Annotated in this window: 20 protein-coding genes; 5 read left to right on the top strand and 15 right to left on the bottom strand. The window is 66.0% G+C overall.

The features are described 5' to 3' along the window. On the top strand, positions 1 to 456 hold a 456-nt coding region (locus HMPREF2550_RS02075), incomplete at its 5' end, for an HNH endonuclease (RefSeq protein WP_141760487.1). On the opposite strand, the gene gndA is transcribed toward HMPREF2550_RS02075, so the two are convergent. Further along, positions 453 to 1,922, bottom strand: a complete 1,470-nt coding sequence (gene gndA, locus HMPREF2550_RS02070; protein ID WP_070789367.1) for an NADP-dependent phosphogluconate dehydrogenase — start codon at positions 1,920 to 1,922, stop codon at positions 453 to 455. The genes HMPREF2550_RS02075 and gndA overlap by 4 nt on opposite strands. 49 nt (positions 1,923 to 1,971) lie before the next feature. Here gndA and HMPREF2550_RS02065 point away from each other — a divergent pair, with 49 nt between their 5' ends. Then, positions 1,972 to 2,439, top strand: a complete 468-nt coding sequence (locus HMPREF2550_RS02065) for a PaaI family thioesterase (RefSeq protein WP_070762663.1) — start codon at positions 1,972 to 1,974, stop codon at positions 2,437 to 2,439. Here the strand turns inward: HMPREF2550_RS02065 and HMPREF2550_RS02060 are convergent. The 5 genes from HMPREF2550_RS02060 to HMPREF2550_RS02040 all read right to left on the bottom strand — a co-directional run bounded on the left by HMPREF2550_RS02060 (position 2,436) and on the right by HMPREF2550_RS02040 (position 8,587). Next, a complete protein-coding gene (locus tag HMPREF2550_RS02060; RefSeq protein ID WP_246817414.1) occupies positions 2,436 to 3,491 on the bottom strand; it encodes a magnesium and cobalt transport protein CorA in 1,056 nt (351 codons plus the stop codon). The two genes, HMPREF2550_RS02065 and HMPREF2550_RS02060, sit on opposite strands and share 4 nt — an antisense overlap. Before the next feature lie 100 nt (positions 3,492 to 3,591). Continuing rightward, complete coding sequence (pflA, locus tag HMPREF2550_RS02055) at positions 3,592 to 4,467, bottom strand: pyruvate formate-lyase-activating protein (RefSeq protein WP_070762665.1); 876 nt, start codon at positions 4,465 to 4,467, stop codon at positions 3,592 to 3,594. Between the two features lie 82 nt (positions 4,468 to 4,549). Beyond that, on the bottom strand, positions 4,550 to 4,801 hold the full coding sequence (grcA2, locus tag HMPREF2550_RS12525) for an autonomous glycyl radical cofactor GrcA2 (RefSeq protein ID WP_070762666.1): 252 nt from the start codon (positions 4,799 to 4,801) through the stop codon (positions 4,550 to 4,552). 28 nt (positions 4,802 to 4,829) lie between these two features. Next, positions 4,830 to 6,941: a pyruvate formate lyase family protein gene (locus HMPREF2550_RS02045; RefSeq protein WP_070789365.1), complete on the bottom strand. Its 2,112-nt coding sequence runs from the start codon at positions 6,939 to 6,941 to the stop codon at positions 4,830 to 4,832. Between the two features lie 251 nt (positions 6,942 to 7,192). Then, positions 7,193 to 8,587 (bottom strand): NAD(P)/FAD-dependent oxidoreductase, encoded by a 1,395-nt coding sequence (locus HMPREF2550_RS02040; protein ID WP_070789363.1) that lies wholly within the window; start codon positions 8,585 to 8,587, stop codon positions 7,193 to 7,195. Positions 8,588 to 8,731: 144 nt separating this feature from the next. Here HMPREF2550_RS02040 and HMPREF2550_RS02035 point away from each other — a divergent pair, with 144 nt between their 5' ends. Beyond that, complete coding sequence (locus HMPREF2550_RS02035) at positions 8,732 to 10,054, top strand: cyclopropane-fatty-acyl-phospholipid synthase family protein (RefSeq protein WP_246819721.1); 1,323 nt, start codon at positions 8,732 to 8,734, stop codon at positions 10,052 to 10,054. Between the two features lie 108 nt (positions 10,055 to 10,162). Here HMPREF2550_RS02035 and HMPREF2550_RS02030 read toward each other — a convergent pair whose 3' ends face one another. After that, the gene (locus HMPREF2550_RS02030; RefSeq protein ID WP_070789358.1) at positions 10,163 to 10,897 is read right to left on the bottom strand and encodes a YceI family protein; all 735 of its coding nucleotides are present in this window, start codon (positions 10,895 to 10,897) and stop codon (positions 10,163 to 10,165) included. Between the two features lie 5 nt (positions 10,898 to 10,902). Next, a complete protein-coding gene (locus HMPREF2550_RS11740; protein ID WP_083319730.1) occupies positions 10,903 to 11,229 on the bottom strand; it encodes a hypothetical protein in 327 nt (108 codons plus the stop codon). Between the two features lie 179 nt (positions 11,230 to 11,408). On the opposite strand from HMPREF2550_RS11740, the gene HMPREF2550_RS02025 reads away from it, so the two are divergent. Next, the gene (locus HMPREF2550_RS02025; protein WP_038590569.1) at positions 11,409 to 11,780 is read left to right on the top strand and encodes an RNA polymerase-binding protein RbpA; all 372 of its coding nucleotides are present in this window, start codon (positions 11,409 to 11,411) and stop codon (positions 11,778 to 11,780) included. A 54-nt stretch (positions 11,781 to 11,834) separates the two neighbouring features. On the opposite strand, the gene HMPREF2550_RS02020 is transcribed toward HMPREF2550_RS02025, so the two are convergent. Genes HMPREF2550_RS02020 through HMPREF2550_RS01995 form a run of 6 tightly spaced genes read right to left on the bottom strand, consistent with a single transcriptional unit; the run spans position 11,835 to position 18,012 of the window. Then, the gene (locus HMPREF2550_RS02020; RefSeq protein WP_070789356.1) at positions 11,835 to 12,821 is read right to left on the bottom strand and encodes a polyprenol monophosphomannose synthase; all 987 of its coding nucleotides are present in this window, start codon (positions 12,819 to 12,821) and stop codon (positions 11,835 to 11,837) included. 28 nt (positions 12,822 to 12,849) lie between these two features. Continuing rightward, positions 12,850 to 14,391: an apolipoprotein N-acyltransferase gene (lnt, locus tag HMPREF2550_RS02015; protein ID WP_246817416.1), complete on the bottom strand. Its 1,542-nt coding sequence runs from the start codon at positions 14,389 to 14,391 to the stop codon at positions 12,850 to 12,852. Further along, a complete protein-coding gene (locus HMPREF2550_RS02010; protein WP_070789354.1) occupies positions 14,392 to 14,925 on the bottom strand; it encodes an FxsA family protein in 534 nt (177 codons plus the stop codon). A 9-nt stretch (positions 14,926 to 14,934) separates the two neighbouring features. After that, positions 14,935 to 16,143 (bottom strand): lipase family protein, encoded by a 1,209-nt coding sequence (locus tag HMPREF2550_RS02005; protein WP_246819720.1) that lies wholly within the window; start codon positions 16,141 to 16,143, stop codon positions 14,935 to 14,937. 5 nt (positions 16,144 to 16,148) lie between these two features. Next, a complete protein-coding gene (locus HMPREF2550_RS02000) occupies positions 16,149 to 16,904 on the bottom strand; it encodes an SDR family NAD(P)-dependent oxidoreductase (protein WP_070789352.1) in 756 nt (251 codons plus the stop codon). 4 nt (positions 16,905 to 16,908) lie between these two features. Beyond that, a complete protein-coding gene (locus tag HMPREF2550_RS01995; protein WP_070789350.1) occupies positions 16,909 to 18,012 on the bottom strand; it encodes a M24 family metallopeptidase in 1,104 nt (367 codons plus the stop codon). A gap of 32 nt (positions 18,013 to 18,044) precedes the next feature. Between HMPREF2550_RS01995 and HMPREF2550_RS01990 the strand changes: the two genes are divergently transcribed. Beyond that, entirely contained in the window at positions 18,045 to 18,617 is a 573-nt protein-coding gene (locus tag HMPREF2550_RS01990) for a S1 family peptidase (RefSeq protein ID WP_070762675.1), read from the top strand. Here HMPREF2550_RS01990 and HMPREF2550_RS01985 read toward each other — a convergent pair. Continuing rightward, positions 18,614 to 21,493 (bottom strand): DEAD/DEAH box helicase, encoded by a 2,880-nt coding sequence (locus HMPREF2550_RS01985; protein WP_083319725.1) that lies wholly within the window; start codon positions 21,491 to 21,493, stop codon positions 18,614 to 18,616. The two genes, HMPREF2550_RS01990 and HMPREF2550_RS01985, sit on opposite strands and share 4 nt — an antisense overlap. Position 21,494: the final 1 nt, after the last annotated feature.

Genomic DNA, 21,494 nt, shown 5'->3' with positions numbered 1-21,494 from the left:
CTGACCAACGGCGAGTGGCTGCGCGGAGCCGAACTGATCAACCGGAAGCTGCACACGGCCGGGTACATCGCCCTGATCTCGGCCACGGACGGGCCGGTCAACCTCTACCCGGTAAAGCTTGAGCGCCACGCCACCCGCGAGCTGCGCGCGCTAATGAGTGCGGATGGTGCCACCTGCGCGTGGGCTGGCTGCAACCAGCCGGCGGATTTTTCCGAGGCGCACCACATCCAGGAGTGGTCCAAAGGCGGTACCACCGAGATCGAGAACCTGTGCTGGTTGTGCACCTACCACAACCGGCAAAACGGCAGACCGGACCGGGGCAGGATGCAGCGGATCGGCGGGCAGATCATGTGGCAAAGCCCCAAGGGTTATCTCACACCCCGCGGCATAAAGCACACCGACCCGGCACGAAGACACGCCCGGGCCGCGAACGTCCCAGCAACAGGACCGCCTTAAGCGTCGATCTCCTCGCGAGACCCGGACCACGTGGTGTGGAAGGTGCCGTCCATGTCGACGCGCTTATACGTGTGCGCGCCGAAGAAGTCGCGCTGCCCCTGAATCAGCGCTGCGGGCAGGCGTGTGGAGCGCAGCGAGTCGTAGTAGGAGAGCGAGGACGCGAAGACCGGGACTGGCAGGCCGAGTTGGGTGGCGGTGATGACGACGCGGCGCCAGGCGTCGATAAGCCCGCCCTCAAGCTCCTGCTTGAAGTACGGATCGAGGAGCAGCGACGGCAGCTCGGGGTCGTTTTCGTAGGCCTCGGTGATACGGTTGAGGAATTTCGCGCGGATGATGCAGCCGCCGCGCCAGATGCGCGCGAGCGCGCCCGGCTCGAGGTCCCAGCCGTACTCCTGCGAGCCCGCGTTGATCTCGTCGAAGCCCTGCGCGTAGGCGACGAGCTTCGAGGCGTAGAGTGCGCGGCGCACGTCCTCGACGAACGCGTCGCGGTCGATGCCGAGCTCGTCGAGCGTTTTCACCTTGCCGGCCGGCAGGCCGATGCGCTGCGCGGCCTCGCGCTGGGCGATTGCCGACGACAACGCGCGCGCAAACACCGCCTCGCCGATACCGGTGACGGGCACGCCCAGGTCGAGCGCCTCCTTGACCGTCCAGCGGCCGGTGCCTTTCTGGCCGGCGGCGTCGAGGATGACGTCGATGAACGGCTTGCCCGTCTTGGCGTCGGTCTGGCGCAGGACCTCGGCGGTGATCTCGATGAGGTAGGAGTCCAGGTCGCCCTCGTTCCAGGTGCTGAAAATCTCGGCGAGTTCAGCGGGTTCGATTCCCGCGCCGTAGCGCAGCAGGTGGTAGGCCTCGCCGATGACCTGCATGTCGGCGTACTCAATGCCGTTGTGCACCATCTTGACGAAGTGGCCGGCACCGTCGGGGCCGATGTGGGTGACGCACGGGGTGCCGTCGACCTTCGCGGAGATGTCCTCGAGCAGCGGCCCGAGCGTGTCCCAGGATTCCTTCGGCCCGCCCGGCATAATCGACGGGCCGCGCAGCGCGCCCTCCTCGCCGCCGGAGATGCCGGCGCCGACGAAGTGGCGGCCGCGGGCGGCGACCTCCTTCTCGCGGCGGATCGTGTCGGTGAACAGGGCGTTGCCGCCGTCGATGATGATGTCGCCGTCGTCCATCGCGGTCGCGAGCTGGTCGATCACCGCGTCCGTCGCCGCACCCGCCTGCACCATGATGATGGCCTTACGCGGGCGCTTGAGCGAGGCAACGAAGTCCTCGATCGTTTCCGCGGGGACGAAGTTGCCCTCATCGCCGTGCTCGGCCATGACCTGGCGGGTCTTCTCCGGGGAGCGGTTGAAAATGGCCACGGTGTGGCCCTTCGAGGCGAAGTTGCGGGCGAGGTTGGAGCCCATCACGGCCATGCCAACCACGCCGATGTCGGCGGTTCCGTACGCAGAGGATGCTTCAGTCATGCCGCCGATTCTACGCGCCGACACCGTGGTGGCGCGCTAGAGTGTGTCCATGAGCGCACACCAAGAGAGACAGGCTGGGCTGCCCAGCCGTTTTGCCAGGGAAGTACTGCACACACCGCTCGACAGCGATGAGCTGCGCGCCATCAACGAGCAGCGCGGCGGCTTCGGCGCCCACATCGGGCTCGTCACCACGTCCTGCTCGGCGGAGGGCGCGACCGGGTACGTGGAGGTAGAGCCGCAGTTGCTGCAGGTCACGGGTGTGGTCAATGGGGGTGTGTATGCGTCGATAGGCGAGACGCTCGGCTCGATCGCGGCGATCGCGGCGGCCGGCCGCCCGGCCGTGGGCATGAGCAACTACACCGACCTGCTCGGCAGCGTCGCGGAAGGCCGCATCGAGGCGGAGGCGCTCCCGGTACACACCGGCAAGCGCACGCACCTGTGGCGCGTGGAACAGCGCGCGGGCGGGCGGCTCGTCGCGGTGACGAACCTCAAGCTCATGCTTATCGACGCCACCTAGAGCCAGTGGTTACGCCGGAACCACCAGTACATCAGCGCCATCGAGCCGAACATGACACAGAGCACGACCGGGTAACTAAATGACCAGGAAAGCTCCGGCATGTTCTCGAAGTTCATGCCGTAAATGCCCGCGATCATTGTCGGGGCGGCCGCCATGCCCACGACGGCCGAGATGGTGCGCATGTCGGAGTTCTGCTGCATGCTGACTTTGGCTACGGAGGCGTCGAGAAGCGAGGAGAGGCGCTCGTCGAAGCCGAAGAGATGGTCGCTGGCGATCGTGGCGTTATCCATCACATCGCGGAAGTAGGAGCGCAGCGTTTTGCGCAGCAGGTCCTTGTGCGCGACCAGGGCGTTCTTCAGCGCTGGCACGAGCGGATCGATGGCGTGGCGCATCTCGAGCACCTCGCGCTTGTACATGTAGATCTTGTCGATGTTGATGTCGCGGCGCGGGGTGAAGACCTCGTTTTCCAGCTCGTCGACGTCGGTGGCGAGCTCGCTGGCGACGCGCAGGTGGTTGTCCACCGCGTAATCCGCGATCTTCCACGCCACCGCCGCGGGGCCCAAGATTGCGAGCTCCTCGTCCTCCTCCAGCTGCGCGGTGAGATCTGGCAGGGGAGCGTGGTGGCGAATGGTGATCGCGAAATTCGGGCCGACGACGATCTGGATCTCGCCGGTGGAAATGATCTCGCGGGAGTCGTCGACTTCCTCGTCGTCGCGGTAGTAGACGGTGCGGATGACCAGGAAGAGCTGGTCGTCGTAGCGCTCGACCTTGGGGCGCTGGTGAGCGTCGATGACGTCGTCGACGATGAGGTCGTGCAGGTTGAACAGCTCCGCGATGCGCTCCATCTGGGTGTTCGTCGGCTCTTTGAGCGAAAGCCACACGAAGGCGTTGTCGTGCTCCTCGACGCGCTCAAGCGCCTGAGCGACGCGCGCGTTGCCGGGCAGACGCTTGCCGTCTACGAAGATGCGGCAGAAGTCGATCGATCGCTCGATGGGCACCGGGACGTGGGGAGCAACGGGGGCGAACTTCTTCTTCGGCCGTGGACGTGGCATAGGAATCCGAGGCGGCATGCATGCCTCCCTTCATGTGACGCGAAAATGAACGGGCCCCGCCCTGGGAGCGGAGCCCTTAGAAAATACTACGCTGCGGCCGCTAGAAGACGGTGAGCCCCCGCGAGCGGAAGACCTCGCGGACCTGCTCGACGCTCTCGGGCGTCGGTGGTGTGACGTCCTCGAGCTCGTAGGGCAAACCGATGCGCTTCCACTTGTCCGCGCCCATGTTGTGGAAGGGGAGTACCTCCACGCGCTCGACGTTGTCGGACCAGCGGGCGACGATGTCGGCGACGTTATTCACGTTCTCCTCGGAGTCCGTGTGGCCTGGCACGACCACGAAGCGCACCCACACCGGTTTGCCGAGCGTATTGAGTCGGTCGCCGAAAGCAATCGTGGGGGCGAGCTCCCGCTTCGTTACGGCGTTGTAGGTGGCCTCGTCGCCGGATTTGACGTCGAGAAGCACGAGATCGATGTTGGCGAGGTCCTCGTCGCTGAGCCGCGCGCCGAGGTAGCCGGAGGTATCGATGCAGGTGTGGATGCCCGCGTCGTGGACGAGCTTGAGCAGGCGGCGCGTGAACGCGATCTGGAACAGCGGCTCGCCGCCGGAGAGCGTGAGACCGCCGCCGGAGGCGTTGAAGACGCTGCGGTAGCGCGTGACTCGCTTGGCCACCGACTCGACGGATTCGAGCGTGCCCTCCTTCATCTCCATCGTGTCCGGGTTGTGGCAGTACACGCAGCGCAGCGGGCAGCCGGAAAGAAAGATGGTCATGCGGGTGCCGGGGCCGTCGACAGCGGTGACGAGCTCCCACGAGTGCACGAGCCCCACGTCGCCAGTGCGGCGAGCTTCGAGCAGCTCGGGGCGGGTGATCTCCAAGTCGGCGTCCGCGGTGCCGCCAAGCCCTGCGGCAACACCCCTGACGCGCTCGCCTTGCTGCGGCTCGAGCGTGACGATGCCGGTTGTTCCATCCTGCGCCATTGGCGCCCTCCTGTTTCTTTGCGAGCGCCCCACCGCCCGCCTCTGACAGAGACGAACAGCGGGGCGTTGCGGAATTACTGTGTTATGCGCCGTGGTGGAAGGTGCGCGAAATGACGTCGCGCTGCTGCTCCTTAGTGAGCTTGACAAAGTTCACGGCGTAGCCGGAGACGCGAACGGTGAGGTTCGGGTAGTTCTCCGGGTGCTCCATTGCGTCCTCCAGAGTGTTCTGGTCGAGGACGTTGATGTTGGCGTGGTAGAGACCAGAGTCCATGTTGTTAGCGGAGCGGTTGGCCTTCATGGATTCGAGGCGCTCTTCAAAAGTGTGGATAGCCATTTGGGGATTCCTTTCTGAGAAGTGGAAGTTATGCGGGGTGGATTTCCGAGTCCGCGTGCTCCATGATGAAGCCCGCGTCCAGCACGCCGACCAGGTTTTGTACCTGCTCCTCCTTGTTGCGGCCGAGGCCGGAGGGGGTGATGGTGTTGGTCAGCGAGATGCCGTCAAGCGCGTCGTTGTAGTCGAGCTTGCCGACGGAGAGCATCGACGCCACCATACCGTGGTTGTCGGCACCGTTCTCGGGGTTCGCGCCCGGCGCGAACGGTGTGCCGGCCTGGTGCCCGGAGGGGAAGGAGCCGGTCGCCTTGCCGTAGACCACGTTCGAGGTGATGGTGAGCACCGACTGGGTCGGGATGGCGTCGCGGTACATCGGGATCGCCTTGATCTTCTGCATCACGGTGTGGACGACGGTGGCGGCGATGTCGTCGGCACGGTCGTCGTCGTTGCCGTAGAAGGGGAAGTCGCCCTCGGTGATGTAGTCGACGATCAGGCCGCTGTCATCGCGCACCGGGGTGACGGTGGCGTACTTGATTGCGGACAGGGAGTCGGCGACGATCGACAGACCAGCGATGCCGCAGCCCATGGTGCGCACGATGTCGGAGTCGTGCAGCGCCATCTCGACAGACTCGTAGGCGTACTTGTCGTGGCAGTAGTGAATGATGTTCAGCGCTTCGACGTAGGTGCCGATGACCCAGTCGAGCATCTCCTCGTACTTTGCCCAGACCTCATCGAAGTCGAGCGGGCCGTCGCCGGTGATCGGGGTGTGGCCCTCGGTGACCTGCTTGCCCGTGACCTCGTCGCGGCCGCCGTTCAAGGCGTACAGCAGGGCCTTCGCCGCGTTGACGCGGGCGCCGAAGAACTGCATCTGCTTACCGACGGGCATCGGGGACACGCAGCAGGCAATCGCGGCGTCGTCGCCCCACTGGTCGCGGATCTGCTTGTCGGACTCGTACTGGATCGAGGAGGTCTCGATCGAGATGGCGGCGCAGAACTCCTTGTAGCCTTCCGGAAGTGCCGGGTCCCAGAAGATTGTGATGTTCGGCTCCGGGGCCGGGCCCAGGTTGCGCAGCGTCTGCAGGAGACGGAAGGCGGTCTTGGTGACCTGGTGGCGGCCGTCGGTAGAGAAGCCCGCGTCAGACCAGGTTGCCCAGTAGGGGTCGCCGGAAAAGATCTGGTCGTAGTCCTCGGTGCGCAGGAAGCGAACGATGCGCAGCTTGATTACCAGTGCGTCGATGATCTCCTGAGCCTCTTCCTCGGTGAGCGTGCCGTTTGCCAGGTCACGCTCGAAGTAGATGTCGAAGAAGGGGGAGAGGCGGCCAATGGACATCGCGGCGCCATCCTGGCTCTTCACCGAGGCCAGGTAGCCGAAGTAAGTCCACTGGACAGCTTCGAGTGCGTTCGTGGCGGGGCCGGAGATATCGAAGCCGTAATCGGAGGCCATCGCCTTGAGCTTCTTCAGCGCCTTAATCTGCTCGGAGTGCTCCTCGCGGTAGCGTGCCCAGTGCTCGGAGAAGCCCTTGTCCAGGGAGGCGTCCTTGGCGGCCACCTTGTCTTCGATGAGCTTGTCCACACCGTAAAGGGCGACGCGGCGGTAGTCACCGATGATGCGACCGCGGCCGTAGGCATCGGGCAGGCCGGTGACGATGTGGGAAGAGCGGGCTGCGCGGATGCGCGGGGTGTAGATGTCAAAGACCGCGTCGTTGTGCGTTTTGCGGTACCTGGTGAAGATCTTCTTTACATCTTCGTTGACTTCCTTGCCGGCCTCCTTGATGGCCTGCTCGACCATACGCCAGCCGCCGTTGGGCATCATCGCGCGCTTGGTCGGGACGTCGGTCTGCAGGCCGACGATGACGTTGTCGTCCTCGCAGATGTAGCCGGCGGGGAAGGCGTCGATGTCAGCCGGGGTGTCGGTGTCGACGTCGTAGACGCGGCGCTCACGCTCGACGGCGAGGTAGTTCTTGTCCAGCGTGTCCCAGACGCGCAGCGTCTTCTCAGTCGGACCGGCGAGGAAGGAAGCGTCGCCGTCGTAGGGGGTGTAGTTGCGCTGGACGAAGTCGCGGACGTCGATGTGCTCGGTCCACGGGCCTTCTTCGAACCCATCCCAAGCGTTGGTCTGCGGTGCAGCGGTAGTAGCAGTCACGTTGAAAATCTATCCTTTATGTCTCGAGGATCTGATCCAAGATGGTCGCGCTCGCTCTCTCCCAGGTTCCCGTTCAACATCCGCCACCGGGCTCGAAGGCTCCGGCCGATGATTTGAAGCGCGCCATCGTTAGTTCCCATCATAAGGTAAGACCATTGGAATCTGCACTCTCAACGCGCTGTGATATCGACCACGTTGAAAAAGACGCGAAAAGGCCCGGTCACGCAGGTGACCGGGCCAAAAACTAGGGGCTAGTTCTCGCCGTTGGTGTCGCGGACCTCTTCGAGGTTCTCGTCGCCAGCCTTCTCGCGCAGCTTGGTCAAGGCGTTGCGGCCGTGCAGCTGCTGCAGGGTGGTGGAGAGGTTGTAGCGCTTCGGCGTCAGCGCGTTGAGCGTCCAGGTGTAAATCGAGACGAGGCGGTTACGCCCAGCCACCAGGAAGGAGACGTGCACGAGCAGCCACATCAGCCAGCCGATGAAGCCCGTGACCTCGACCTTGCCCATCTTCACCACGGCGTTGAAGCGGGACACGATCGCCATCGAGCCCTTGTCAAAGTACTCAAAGGCATCGCGGTCAGCCTGCGCAACGTCATGCTCGACCTGCTCCTTGATGATGCGGCCGACGTACTCGCCGGACTGGATTGCCACCTGGGCAACGCCCGGTAGGCGGTCGCGGCTCATCATGTCGCCGATGATGAACACGTTGTCGGTCTCGCCCACGGTCAGGTCCGCGTTGACCGGGACCTTGCCGTTGCGCTCGGCCTTGACGCCGACCTGGTCGGCGATCTGCTTGCCCAGCGGGGAAGCCTGCACGCCAGCGGACCAGATCTTGGTGGCCGCGCGGAGGGTGGTCTCCTTATCGGTCTTGGTGTCCTTGTAGGTCACCGTGTTCGCGTCGACGTTGGAAACCAGGGCGTTGAGCACCACGGTCACGCCCTTGCGCTCGAGCTCGCGCTGGGCGCGCTTGCCCAGGCGCTTGCCGAAGGGCGGGAGGACCTGCGGCATGCCGTCGATAAGCACGACCTTGGCCTGGGAAGGCACGAAGTTCTTGAACTGGCCCTTGAACGAACGGTGGGCCATCTCGGCGACCTGGCCGGCGAGCTCGACGCCAGTCGGGCCGGCACCGACGATGACGAAGGTGAGCAGTTCCTCGCGCTCCTGCTCGGTCTCGGCCAGCTCGGCGCGCTCGAACGCGCTGACCAGCCGGGCGCGGATCTCGAGGGCGTTGTCCACCGTCTTCAGACCCGGGGCGAACTCGGCGAAGTGGTCGTTGCCAAAGTACGACTGGCCCGCACCAGCGGCAACGATGAGCGAGTCGTACTCGTAGGTGCGGGTGAACGCGCCCTCGTTCGCGGTGACGGTCTGGCCCTCGACGTCAACGTCGGTGACATCGGCGCGCACGACGGCGACATTGTCCTGGTTTGCCAGGATCTGGCGCACCGACGTAGCGATCTCGCCGCTGGAAAGCAGACCGGTTGCCACCTGGTATAGCAGGGGCGCAAACAGGTGGTAGTTCGTGCGGTTGATCAGCGTGACGTCGACATCAGCGTCAGCGAGCTCGCGGGCTGCGAACAGGCCACCGAAACCAGCACCGATGATGACGACGTGGTGACGGTTGCCGGCGGGGCGAAACGGCGTTTCTGCCATAAGAACCTACTCCTTGCACACAAAGTACAAATTGCTGGGGAAATTTTTACCTTGCATATCCTACGCTGATTGCAAAAAATCACCATTGATGGGTCCCGTCGTGGCGTCAACCGCTACGAAAATATGGCGACTAGCATTGGCCGGGTGGCGAACTCACAGCAATTTCCGGAGCACCTCGCGCCTATCGACGCACGCACGTGGCCGAGCGTGGCAGGCGTGCCCACCAGCCGCCTTCTGCGGTGGAGGGCCTCGCGCGCGGAGGCGCATTTTGCCGCGGTGTGTGCAAAAGCTGAGCTCCGCCTGGAGGGCGACGCGCCGGACTTGAGTGTGGATTACGTCGAGGTCTTCGACCGGATCGCGGCAAGCGGCTGGGTCGGGTTGGCAGAAGGCTATATGGCAGGAGAGTGGCGTACACCGGACTCGGATCGGCTGGTGGCGGTCCTGCGCGGGCTGGTCGAGGCGGGGTATAGGCCGCCGACGCTGCGCGTTGCACCCCCGCAGCACGGCGGCGGTGGCCAGATTCCGCCCTCGCTGGTCCAGCACTATGCGGGTGACGGCGTAAGCCCATTTCAGGGGCACTTTGCCACCGGCGTACCGACGCGCGAGCGCGTGCGGGTGAAGTCCTGGGTGCCGCGCGCCGGCCGCGGGGCGGAACCGGCGACGCACTTCGTGGACAACACGGAGATCGGGGCTCCGCTGGACGCGGCGACCACGCGCGCTGACCTTGCGGATGCGCAGGAACGCTCGGTAAATAGGCTGGTCAGCGAGGTTGGCGCTCGCGACCGTTGGCGGATTCTGGAGTATCCGGCGGCGGGACCTGCGGCCACGATTGCAGCCGCGGCACGCGGTGCAGAAACGGAGTGCGTAACGCTGAGCGAGGACATGGCCGCGGCGCTGCGGGAGCAGCTCACGTTTGCAGGTGTCAGCGGGCATGTTCGCGCGGTGGGGCCCAACGTGACATTGCTGGGCCGGGATTTCGACGCCGCGGTGTCGCTGGAGCACCTCGAGACGCTGTCCGCGGACGATAAAGCGGAGTACCTGACCCGGCTGGGCAAGGCGGTCGCGCCAGGTGGGCGCATCGCGTTGCAGACGATCCTTGGCACGGACAGCCTTCTGGGTAAGGGTGCGGGCAAGGCCGCGACGGCGGCGTTGGCGTCGCTGCGCGCGTACGTATGGCCGGGCCTAAGTTATGTCACGCCCGAGGAACTGGCGAAGCTGGTGGATCGGCGCACGCCGCTGCGCGTGATTGGCGAGTCGCACGCGCCGGACCACCTGGCACGTTCCTTGGCGCTGCAGCGGTCGACGTTTGAGACGCACCTGCGGGACGCGGCGGCCGACGGCTTCGATCCGGTGTTCCGCCGGTTGTGGGTCTGGCAGCTGGCGCTGCGGCAGGCGCTCGCGGAGCTCGAGCTGATCGATCTTGCGCAAGTGACGCTCACGGCCCGGAATAGGCGGGGGCGTCGGTAGGGGTGGTGCGTGTGGGCGTCGAGAAGCAAGGGCGCGAAGTTAAGTTGACATAATGTACATTATCGGACATATATGGTGAGATATTGCGTCACGTGACGCAATATGGGCCTAGTCCTTGGTCAGGTGCAGGCGGACGTTAACTTCGCCTTCCTCGTTGATTGTGGCCGCGACGAACTCCGGCGACTCGACGCCGTAGTCCAGGCGATTGATCGGCACGTCGCCCGCGACGTACAGCGAGGAGCCGGAACGCGCCGCAGTGAACTCGTGCGTGACCGGGTTGGTCTTACCGTGGATGGTCATCTCGCCGGTGAGCTCGACGGTGCCGACGGTGCCGTCTTCCGGCAGCTGCGAGACGTCCGCGGGCTCGGTCACGCGGAAGGTCGCCTCCGGGAAGGTATCGGTGTGCAGGATCTTGCGGCGTACGTTGGAATCGCGCACGTCGCTATCGCTGGTGAGGTTGTTCATGTCGACAGTGATCTCGCCTGCGGTGAGCGTGCCGGCCTCGATGGTGACGTTGCCGGAGACACCCTCCGTCGACGCCGAGGTGACCTTCCTCTGGCCCGGCAGCACCTCCGAGAAGGTAAAGCCCGCCGAGGAGCTGTTTGGCCCCGGGCGCTTGGTCACGGACCACTCGCCGTCGATATCCGTCTCGGCGGCCTTGAGGCGCGAGTCGTCGATACCCTCGGTCTTCACGCCGTTGCTAAACAGTCCGCTCAGTGCCAGCGGGATCAGCGCGATGGCGAGCAGGATGACCAGGATGATGGAAACAACGACGATCAGGATCGTCCGCTTGCGCTTTGTTGCGGCAATGTCCTCGGCCGTGGGCAGATTCTTGGATGTCATGATTGCTACCTTAACCTCTCGATGTGTTGAGCCAAGCTCACCATTTCGTCACACAAGTGACGTAATTCCTCTGGCGTTGCACCCTCGGCGGCTGCCGTGTGGATGTCCTCGGCCGCGCACCGCAGTTGATACAGTCGATCCCGCAGGTCAGAGACCTTTTCCGGACTGAGGATCACGGCGTTGTCCGGAATCTTCGTCCCCGAGACGGAGTTTCGCTGCTCGTAGGCGCGCTGCTTGCACGACGGGCTGCAGAATTTGCGACGCCGACCTCTCCCCTTCTGCTCCGGCAGCGGGCCACCGCACCAGGCGCACACCGGCGGCGTGCGACCAATTCGCGCGGATTGGGGCAATTGGTCAGGATCCGATTCTGCGACGTCATCAATGCTTGCCACACGGCAAGCCTAGTACATTGGGCAAATTCCAGATCACACGCGACGCCGGGAACAAAAGCTCAAGCGAAGACGTTATACTAAGGCGTTGACTTGAAGATATTGAAGGGATGGGATGCAGCATGGCTGATCGCGTGCTCCGAGGAAGCCGTATGGGTGCCGTAAGCTACGAGACTGACCGGGACCACGACCTGGCCCCGCGCCAGATGGCAAAGTACCGGACCCCGGACGGGTCGGTCTTCGAGGTCCCCTTCGCCGACGATGCGGAAATCCCCGAAGAGTGGATGTGCAAGAACGGCCAGCTCGGCACCCTCATGGAGGGCGAGGGCGTAGAGTCCAAGCCGACGAAGCCGCCGCGCACCCACTGGGACATGCTGCGTGAGCGCCGCAGCCTCGAGGAGCTCGACGTGCTGCTGGAGGAGCGCCTGGAGCACCTGCGCAAGCGCCGCCGCGCCGCAGCCCGCCTGGCCAAGGAGCAGCAGGAAAACTCCTAGAAAACGCGAAAGGCCCGGACCGTTACTTGAAGGGTCCGGGCCTTTTGTGCATGCTTAGCGACGGAACCTGCGCAGCTCGTAGCGGGCGAGGCCAATCCCCTCGCGCACCATCTCATTCGCCTGGCTCGCAGCGTCGGCAAGCTTGGCGGGAAGCTTGGGCAGCGAGGTGTTGCTCAGCTCGAACTTGGCCAGCTTGAAGCCTTCCGCGATCATGTTCGCGAGTTCTTCCGGTGCCTGATCGATCTTGGCACCGACGCGGGAAAGCTTCGAGTTGTTGTACTCGTACTGGAGGAGCTTGCCCGCCTCCTTCGCCATTTCGGTCGCCTGCCAGCTGCGCTTCTCGGCACCCCACTTGGTGACCTCTACGAGCGAGGCACCGGCGAAGCTCGCGTCCAGCTTCGACTCGCCCAGCGTGCGGTCCTCGAAGGTGATCGGAACCTCGCGGACGTCGAAGCCCGCGTCGATGACCTTGTGCGCCAGGTCCACCTGGAAGATGTAGCCCTTGTTCGACAGCGCGTCCAAGTCGATAGCCTCGAGCACCTCGCGGCGGAAAGCGCGGTAGCCGGCGGTCATATCGGCAATGTCGCAACCAAGCGCCACCGAGATGTATTGGTTGCCCAGCTTGGACAGCAGGTAGCGGTTTTGCGGCCAGTTCTTTACCTCGCCGCCTTCGACGTAGCGGGAGCCGATGACCAGGTCTGCGCCGTCGTCAATCGCCCCGAGCAGACGCTCGAGCTCCTCGGGCGCGTGGGAGCCGTCGGCATCCATTTGGCACAGCACCTCGTAGTCCTTCTCCAGGCCCCAGCGGAAGCCCGCGCGGTAGGCCGCGAGCAGGCCCTCCTTGCCGGTGCGGTGGAGCACGTTGAGCTCCGGGTGCGCGGCGGCGAGCTCGTCGGCCTTCTCGCCGGTGCCGTCGGGCGAATTATCGTCCACGATCAACAGGTCAACATTCGGGTTTGCCTTGAGCACCCGATCCGTGATCAGCGGAAGGTTCTCCAGCTCGTTGTAGGTAGGGATGATGACCAACGTCGAGTTCGCCATGAACGGTTACTCCTTGTATGAACGGTTGTTAGCTCTCGGTGGGCGCATCCAGGGCGCGCGATGCACTCATTGCAGCATACTCCCGGCGCGTGGCCAACGACGCACCGATGGCGGCAAGCACGCCGCCAAGCACCATGAGCCACTCCAGCCACTCGCCGATGCGGACTGCGAGGGTCTGGCCGGACTTCAGCGGCAGCGTGGAGGTCAGGTGCGCCGGGGTGAAGATCTCGGTCTGCTGCTCCACCGTCCCGTCGGCGCGCACAATGGCGGACACGCCGGAGGTTGCAGCCACCACGACGGCGCGGTCGGTCTCGATGGCGCGCATACGGCTCATGGCCAGCTGCTGGTAGGTCATGTCGGTAAAACCAAAGGTGGCGTTGTTGGTAGGTGTTGCGAGCAGCTGTGCCCCGTTCTTCACCGCCATGCGGTAGGCGGGGTCCTCGGCGACCTCGTAGCAGGTGGCGATGCCCACGATCGTCTCGCCCATCCGCACCACACCCGGGCCGTCGCCGGGCTTAAAGTCGCCTGCGAGGTCGACCAGGTCGGAGAAGTTGCGGAAGAAATCGCGCATCGGCATGTACTCGCCAAAGGGCTGCAGGAAGCGCTTGTTGTGCCGCTCGCCGACGCTGCCGTCAGGGTTGATCACCACCATGGTGTTGCGTGCCCCGACCTCGTCGCGGGTCAGTGTGCCCACCAGCAGCGGCGCATCGACTGCGCGGGCGGCCTGCGTGACTAAGGTGCCGGCCTCCGGGTCGACGAAGGGGTTGACATCCGAGGCGTTTTCCGGCCAGATCACCAGGTCGACGGGGCCTTCCTCTGCCAGCCGCTCGGTCTCGTCCACGTGGTTCTGCAGTACGGCGCGGCGCTGCGCGTTGAAGTCGAGCCCCATCCGCGGCACGTTGCCTTGCACCGCGGCGGCGCGCACCGTACCGGTGGCTCCCCCGTCGGCGGACACACCCAGGCCTGCAAGCGCTCCGAGCACGAGCGGCGCAAGCGCGGTCAGCCCTGCTACCGCCCGGGCCTTCCCGCGACGTGCGACGCAGGCAGCCAGGCTCGCACCGGTCAGCACAGCCGCAACGGTGACGAGCGCGGGCCCACCGTAGGCCGCCAGGTTGGCTAGCGGGCCGTTGATCTGCCCCCAGGCCAGGCGCACCCAGGCAAAACCGCCAAAGGGGAAGGAAGAACGGGCGAACTCCGCGGCGAGGTAGACCAACGGGAAGGCGGCGAATCCCCACCGCCTGCGTGCGACCCACACCCCTGCGATACCCGTGACCAGTCCGTACAGGGAGAGGAAGAACGCCAGGGCCAGGTAGGGCATCGGTCCGACGAACTCGCCAATCCATGGCAGCAGCAGCAGGTAGCAGGCCAGCGCCTGCAGCATGCCGAGCCCGGCACCCAAACGCGCGCTTGGGCGTGCCCCCTTCGGCCAGGGCGCGAGCGCGGCGTAGAACAGTGCCATCGCCACAAGCGCCAGCACCCAGTAGCCAAAAGGCTCATAGGAGAAGAACAGCAGCGCACCGGAACCTGCGGCGAGCAGGCAGCGCAGCGCTGTCGTCCATACGCTACTCACCTACTTGCGCTCCCCGTCCGCGTCTCCGCCAGTATCGTCGCCGGGATTCGCTTCCTTGCGGAACATCTCCTCGAGCTCGTCGGCGTCAATCACCTCATGGCTCTGCTCAGGCGCCGCGGGGCCGCCGAAGTTACCGTAGCTGGTCTGGAATTGCGACAGCGGCGAGGAGTTGTAGACGCGCACGCTGAACTCTTCCATGCTGCGCATCGCCCGGTTCGTGATCACGCGGCGCAGCAGCGCCCGGGTCGGCCCAAACACCAGCAAAAGCCCCACCGCAGAGGTAACGAAGCCTGGGATGATGCTGAGCAGCCAGCCCGTCATCAGCAGCGCGGAGTCCCCGGCGAGGCGGCCGAGCGAGCTGCGTCCCTGCGAGGCCTGCGCGAGGGCACCACGCAGGCTCAGGCTTGCCAGCACGGCGCCAAGAAACATCAGCGCGAAGATGGCGAAGATTGCCCAGCCGACGCTGATGAGCTTGGCCACTCCGTAAAAAGCGAGGGCCTCCATGAAAAAGTAGGCGAAAATAAACAGCGGCATGCGGCCAGACTACCTGTCGAGTTGGCGCAGCAGCCAGTCAACATCGCGGGTGAGGTGCTGGAAATACGGCCCGTAGTGGTTCAGGCCCGTCCTGCCTGGCAGCCGCGGTAAACGCCGGGTCTGAAGGCCCACGCCCCACTGCTCGGCGAGGTCGCGGACTAAGGAGTACGGCACGATGTCGTCGTGAAGCGAGGCCCACAGCCGTAGTGGGATGCGCAAAGGGCGGCGGGACCCGAGTGCCTGGCGTTCGAGCACCTCGGCGGTGTGCGGCAGGGCGTCGAGAAGCTCGGCCATGCCGATGCCCTCCCGCGTCCAGGCGGTCGTGTGTGCCCAGGGCCGACGCAGTGCAGCACCGACGGCACAGACCTGCGCGTTGTCAACGATCGCCGCGGCCCCGGCCGGGCTCAAGTGTGGGATGAGCTCCTCGGCGACGCGCGGGTGGTGCGCCACCAGCCCGGCGACCGCGTAGAGGATCACTATCGACGGCAGCGCACCATCGACATGGTCAAGCATCGGAATCAGTGCCGCGGGCGGTGCCCCGCATACTGCCGCGAGCGGCTGGAGTTCGGGCGCGTACTCGGGTCGTTCGAGCCACGCCCCTACTGCCCCGCCGCCCTGGGAAAAGCCCCATAGGCCAAGGGCGTTGGTGTGCAGTGGGAGGTGGGAGGCGGCGCGGGTGGCGTCGATAAGCGATTGCGCGGCGGCGGTGTGGTCGCAGTACAGCTGCACGCGGTCGGCCGGATCGCGCGGATAGTCGGTGAGTACGACGTTTGCGCCGCGAGCGAGCATGAGCGCGATGGCGGGCTGCTCGTAGGCGGCGATGAGATCGAGCGGGGCGATCCGCGGCGCGAGGCCGACGGTGCAGGAATACGACGGGTCGCAACGCGCCGCCACGCCCTGGGTCGACGGCGCGAACGCGATGGTCGGGCGCGGGCCTGCCCCGCCCCAGGGCGTGCGGGAGAGAAAGACCGCGCCGGTGGCGGTCAGCGTGCGGCCCGCAGCATCAGTGGTGACGTAGTCGATGCTGAGCGCCTGCGTGGGATTCAGCCTGCGCGTCAACCCCACGGCCTTGATCTCGCGCGCTTTCAGGAGGGTGCCCGGGCTGCGGCCGATCACCCAGGCCGCATCTGTGTGCTCCGGCTCTGTGAGGCGCGCGCCGCGCACCGCATCCACCGCGAGCCCGAGCGCGGCACGCAGCGCCGCCGAATGCTTCCCCACCTTCGCTAGCGCGGCATCCGACGCCAGATCGGCCGAGGCACCGCCCGCATCACTGCGGCGAGCAGCGCTAATCGACGCGGCACCCACACCGTTCGGCTGCGCCCAGCACGGGCCGCGTCGACCACGGCGTCGGCGACTTCGTCCGGGGTGACAGACATCACTGCGGGCTTCATGCCCTCTGTCATGGAGCCGATGACGAAGCCGGGCCGTGCGGTGATCAGTCGCAGCTGGGAGCCGTGGAGCTGGTCTGCAAGGCCCTGGCAGAAGGCGTCGAGGCCTGCTTTGGTGGAGCCGTAGACGTAGTTGGCGCGGCGGGCGCGCCACCCGGCGATGGAAGAAAACGCGAAGATCTCCCCGCGCGTCATGACGTTGGTGAGCACCGTGAGCGCGTTGATCTGCGCGAGGTAGTCGACACTGCCGATGCGCACTGCCTCCGTCTCGTCCCGCAGCGCGCGGTCGTGATCGCCCAGGATGCCGAAGGCGACAACCGCGGTGGTGATCTCGCCGCCCGAGTGGACCTCTTCTACGAGTGCGCGGTGCGACTCCAAGTCGGTGGCTTCGAAGCGCCGCGTCTCGACTTCAGCTGCGCCGGCCGCGAGCAGGCGCGCACGGATCTCGGCGGCGTCTGCGCGATCCGGTTCCCGCATCGCCAACACCACGCGGCGCCCGTCGCAGATGCGCTGCGCAATCGCGGTACCGATATCGCTCGTGCCGCCGAGGACCAGCAGGGTGCCTTCGGACTCACTGTCTCGCGTACGCATGGGCCTAGCGTAGTCCACGGTGGACGTTGTTCAGCGAGACTGCGCCATCGTCATCCAAGTAGACGATGTCCTCCAGGCGCATCCCCCACTTGCCGGGCAGGTAGATGCCCGGCTCGATGGAAAACGCCATCCCAGCCTTGAGCTCGGTGTCGTTGCCCGCGATGATGAAGGGGGCCTCGTGGCCAGCCAGCCCGATGCCGTGGCCGAGTCGGTGGGTGAAGTACTCGCCGTAACCGGCCTGCTCGATCATGCCGCGCGCGACGGCATCGAGCTCGCCCGCGGTGATCCCTGGGCGCGCCGCCGTGACCGCCGCCTGATGGGCTTGCGCAAGCACGTCGTAGGCGCGCACGACCTCGGGGTCCGCGTCCTCGGTGTTTCCGCCGACGATGTAGGTGCGGGTGCAGTCCGAGTGGTAGCCGCTGTACAGCGTGCCGCCCAAGTCGACGACCACGACATCGCCGCGGGACAGGACGCGCTCGGAGAAGTCGTGGTGCGGGTTGGCACCGTTTTTGCCGGAGCCCACGATGACGAAGTCGACTGCCTCATGCTCGTCCATAATCAGGCGGTCGAGCTCCTCGGCCACCTGTGCTTCGGTGCGCCCGGCAACGAGCAGCTCAGGCACCCGTGCGTGCACACGGTCGATCGCGGCACCGGCGCGCGCCAGCTCGGCCAACTCCGTTTCCTCTTTCGCCATGAACAGCTCCGCGAGCGTGTCCGTGGCCAGGCGGGTATCCGGCACAAGCGCCTGCAGCGCAAAGACGTGATCCGCGGTCAGCGAGCTGCCGAGTGCCACCGGCTTGGTCGCGTCGAGCGCTTCGACGGCCAGCGCGTAGGGATCTTGCCCGTCCCGCCAGCCGCGCACCTCTACCCCGCTGTCGGCAGGGATGCCCAGGCTCGCGATGTCTGTGAGCGGCGCAACGAGCACAGTGCGCCCGTCCGGGCCGATTGCCAGTGCGGTGAGCCGCTCGTGTGAGGACGCCCAGCTGCCGGTGAGATACGCGAACTCCGCCCCGGTTCCGACAACCAGTCCGCCAAGCGAGTGTGTAGTAACGAGCTCTGCCGCGCGCTGCCGACGGTGTGCAAACGTGGTCTGATCTATTCGCGTCATGCAGGCAATCCTAGGCCGCTACACTTTTGAGCGTGACTTCGCCTACGTTCCCCGAGCTGCTCGCCCGCTGCTCCGTTGGCGCGCGCTACTGCTCCGGCATTTTCGTCGCCTCGGACACGGTGCTTACCTGCGCGCACTTTTTGCGCCCAGAAGACGAGGCAAATCCCGGCACAATCACGGTCCGGGTGGCCGGAGCCCGCTACCGGGCCCGCGGGGTGCGCCGGTTCGCCCGCACGGATATTGCGCTGCTGCGCGTCGACGCGGCGCGGGTCGGCCCCTTCCCAAAGCTCGGTCCTCCCCCGCGCCCGCTTGCGCGTACCGTCACCTTCGGCTTCGGCGGCGGGGCGAAGGTTCCAGCTGCGCGGAGCGGGCGGTTCCTGTTCACGCTTCCGCTGGCGTTTTCGCGCAACCTGCGGACGTTCGTGCGCCCGGCCGGTGTCGTCGCCAATGCCCAGCCCGCAGTCAAGGGGGACTCCGGGGGCCCAGTGCTTGTCGACGCCCACCTGGTCGGCACCCAGTCCCTTATCCTCGACCCCTTCCGCACCAACCTGCGGCTGGCCACCATCTCCCTGCTTACTGAGGAAGTACGGGAAGCACTCAGCTAGTTGCCCAGCGCGACAACGCCGCGTCGGATCGCGTCGATCGCCTTATTCGCCGAGTCGCGGATCTCGTCGCTATAACCGGTCTTTTTCACTTGTTCGAGCAGGTCGATGACCTGGCGGCACCAGCGCACGAAGTCGCCCGGGGTCAGCTCCGCGCCGCACTCTGCGGCGGCCGCGAGCGCGTAGCCAAGCGGGGCACCTGCGGTCCACTGGTGCAGCGAGAGCGCGAACGCGGGATCGGGCAGGCGGGTGACGGGCAGCTGGTGGCGTTGCTCGTCGGAGGTGAGCTCGCCGTAGATGCGCATGGTCTCCCCCATTGCCTCCGCCATCGCCTCGGTCGCAGCCTCCGGCGCGCCGTGGGTGGTCTTGCGGTTTTCAAAAACGACCATGGACGCCACACCGGCGAGCTCGGCGGGGTCGAGCTCGTCCCAGATCCCGCGCTCGAGGCACTGCGCGACGAGCAGGTCGGACACGTTGTGGAGGCGGGCGAGGCGCTCGCCCTCCTCGCTCACGGCAGGCTCGCCCTCGCGTAGCTCGACGTAGTCGAGTTCGGTGAGCAGGCCGATGATGCGCTCGAAGGTGCGGCCGAGGGAATCGGTGGAGCGATCGACACTGCGGGTAAGCGCCGCGAGTTTGCGTTCGTCGCGCACGAGCTCCTCGCCCACCCGGGCGAGTAACTCGCGGTCGTGCGCGGGCCAGGCGTGCACGGGGTGGTTGCGCACGGCCTCGCGCAGTGCGGTGACCTTCTTCGTCGGGCGTACCCGCGCCTTCTCCCGGAGCTTGCGTGGCGCGTGCAGGTTGCCGCTGTGAAGCTGGCTGACCACCTTGCGAGTGTGCTTACGCGGCTGATCCTGCACGTGCCGCGGGACCTTGATCTGGCCCACGACCACGGGCGGGTTGCGGAAGGAGGCCGCGTCGATGCGGCCCGACCAGCCGCGCTCAGTGGTCACCCACGGGCGCGGATCGCGACGCTTGCCTGCGACCTGGACGACGGCGGCCAACTCCGGCTTCTTCTTCCCCGGCAGGGCGATGACCTCGCCCACGCGCAACCGCCCCAGGATCGTCTCGGTTTCCTGCTGCCGGTTTTCTATCGCGTGCCGGCGGGCTTCCTTTTCCGCCTCGCTGAGATCACGGCGCAGGCCCAAGTATTCCACCAGGTCTGCCGCCGGGTCGTCGCCGGGCGGGGCGAATTTGGCCACATCCGCGTGCAGCTGTTCGCGCTGGCGGCGCACCTTCGTGCGCAGACGGTCGATATCGCGCACCTCGCCAACGACCGAGCGGTTGGTTTGGAACTGCGCGAAGGACTGCTCGATCAAGCGGATGGAGTCCTCGTAGCCGTTCATGCCCAGCATGTTGATGGCCATGTTGTAGCCGGGCTGGAACTGGGAGATCAGCGGGTAGGTCCGCGTCGAGGCTAGGCCCGCGACCTCGCGGGGATCCATCGCGGGTGCCCACTGCACCACGGCGTTGCCGATGTGGTCGATGCCGCGGCGTCCGGCCCGGCCCGTGAGCTGCGTGTACTGGCCTGGGGTGAGATCCACGTGTGCCTCGCCGTTGAACTTCACCAGCTTCTCCAACACGACGGTGCGAGCTGGCATGTTGATGCCGAGAGCCAGCGTCTCGGTGGCGAAGACCACTTTGACCAGGCCCCGGACGAACAGTTGCTCCACGATGTGCTTAAACGCCGGGAGCAGGCCAGCGTGGTGGGCAGCGTAGCCGCGCAGCCAAGCGGTGCGCAGCTGGCGGTAGTTGAGCACGTCGAGGTCCTCGTCGGGGATGCCGTCGACGCCGGCGTCGATAATCGCCCTGGCCTCATCTTGCTCCTCGGGTGTGGTGAGCTCCTTGCGCGAGCGCAGGCACTGGAAGAGTGCCCCGTCGCAGCCGGCACGGGAGAAGATGAACACGATCGCGGGCAGCATGTCGCGCCCGCCGAGCGCCGCCACGACCTGGGGGCGCCCGACCGGCTTGATTTTGTCCTGGCCGCGCATGCGCCCGCTGCGGCTGCCCTTGGCGCGCGAGCGGAAGCCGCGGCCCGACTCGAAGTCTGCGCGGCCCTCGTCGTGAGTGCCGGCCTCGATGCGTTCGATGGCGCGCAACAGTGAGGTGTTGACCTTGCCGCCGGCGCCCCCGCTGTCTGCATCGCCGGTGCCGGGCTCGAAGAGCGGGAAGACCTTGCGGCCCACCATCATGTACTGGCTCAGCGGCACCGGGCGGTGCTCCGAGACGACGATGGTGGTGTCGCCGCGCACCGCGTCGAGCCATTCGCCGAACTCCTCCGAGTTGGACACCGTGGCCGAAAGGCCGATGATGCTGACGGATTCGTCGAGGTTGAGGATGATCTCCTCCCACACCGCGCCGCGGTCGCGGTCGGCGAGGTAGTGGATTTCGTCCATCACCACGTGTGAGAGCCGGTGCAGCTGCCCCGAATTGGCGTAGATCATGTTGCGGAGCACCTCGGTGGTCATCACGACGATCTCCGCGCTGCCGTTAATCGAGGTGTCGCCCGTGAGCAGGCCGACCGCGTCTTCGCCGTGCTCGGCGACGAGGTCGTGGTACTTCTGGTTACTCAGCGCCTTAATCGGCGTGGTGTAAAAGCACTTGGTGCCCTGCTCCAGCGCGAGCGCGACGGCGAACTCGCCCACGATGGTCTTGCCGGAGCCGGTCGGCGCGCACACCAGCACGCCGTGGCCGCGCTCGATGTCGGCGCACGCTTGTACCTGGAAGTCGTCGAGGGGGAAAGGACGCGCGGCGCGAAACTCCGCGAGAAACTCGAGCTGTTCAATTGGCGTTTGCTCCGGCTGTTCCCCCTCGGCACCACACGCTTCCGGGGTGTACTCGTCATCGGGCAGAGACTGCGAAGAAGAAGCGCGGGAAACCATG

This window comes from Corynebacterium sp. HMSC074A01 (assembly GCF_001831515.1).
Classification (GTDB): domain Bacteria; phylum Actinomycetota; class Actinomycetes; order Mycobacteriales; family Mycobacteriaceae; genus Corynebacterium.
The sequence above is the reverse complement of the archived record's forward strand: the minus strand, read 5'-3'. Positions and strand labels throughout refer to the sequence as shown.

What these genes read in the sequence shown, in the direction of transcription:
- gndA (WP_070789367.1), bottom strand. Translation starts at nt 1,922, where the DNA reads ATGACTGAAGCATCCTCTGCGTACGGAACCGCCGACATCGGCGTGGTT.
- HMPREF2550_RS02065 (WP_070762663.1), top strand. Translation starts at nt 1,972, where the DNA reads ATGAGCGCACACCAAGAGAGACAGGCTGGGCTGCCCAGCCGTTTTGCC.
- HMPREF2550_RS02060 (WP_246817414.1), bottom strand. Translation starts at nt 3,491, where the DNA reads ATGCCACGTCCACGGCCGAAGAAGAAGTTCGCCCCCGTTGCTCCCCAC.
- pflA (WP_070762665.1), bottom strand. Translation starts at nt 4,467, where the DNA reads ATGGCGCAGGATGGAACAACCGGCATCGTCACGCTCGAGCCGCAGCAA.
- grcA2 (WP_070762666.1), bottom strand. Translation starts at nt 4,801, where the DNA reads ATGGCTATCCACACTTTTGAAGAGCGCCTCGAATCCATGAAGGCCAAC.
- HMPREF2550_RS02040 (WP_070789363.1), bottom strand. Translation starts at nt 8,587, where the DNA reads ATGGCAGAAACGCCGTTTCGCCCCGCCGGCAACCGTCACCACGTCGTC.
- HMPREF2550_RS02030 (WP_070789358.1), bottom strand. Translation starts at nt 10,897, where the DNA reads ATGACATCCAAGAATCTGCCCACGGCCGAGGACATTGCCGCAACAAAG.
- HMPREF2550_RS02025 (WP_038590569.1), top strand. Translation starts at nt 11,409, where the DNA reads ATGGCTGATCGCGTGCTCCGAGGAAGCCGTATGGGTGCCGTAAGCTAC.
- HMPREF2550_RS02020 (WP_070789356.1), bottom strand. Translation starts at nt 12,821, where the DNA reads ATGGCGAACTCGACGTTGGTCATCATCCCTACCTACAACGAGCTGGAG.
- HMPREF2550_RS02010 (WP_070789354.1), bottom strand. Translation starts at nt 14,925, where the DNA reads ATGCCGCTGTTTATTTTCGCCTACTTTTTCATGGAGGCCCTCGCTTTT.
- HMPREF2550_RS02000 (WP_070789352.1), bottom strand. Translation starts at nt 16,904, where the DNA reads ATGCGTACGCGAGACAGTGAGTCCGAAGGCACCCTGCTGGTCCTCGGC.
- HMPREF2550_RS01995 (WP_070789350.1), bottom strand. Translation starts at nt 18,012, where the DNA reads ATGACGCGAATAGATCAGACCACGTTTGCACACCGTCGGCAGCGCGCG.
- HMPREF2550_RS01985 (WP_083319725.1), bottom strand. Translation starts at nt 21,493, where the DNA reads ATGGTTTCCCGCGCTTCTTCTTCGCAGTCTCTGCCCGATGACGAGTAC.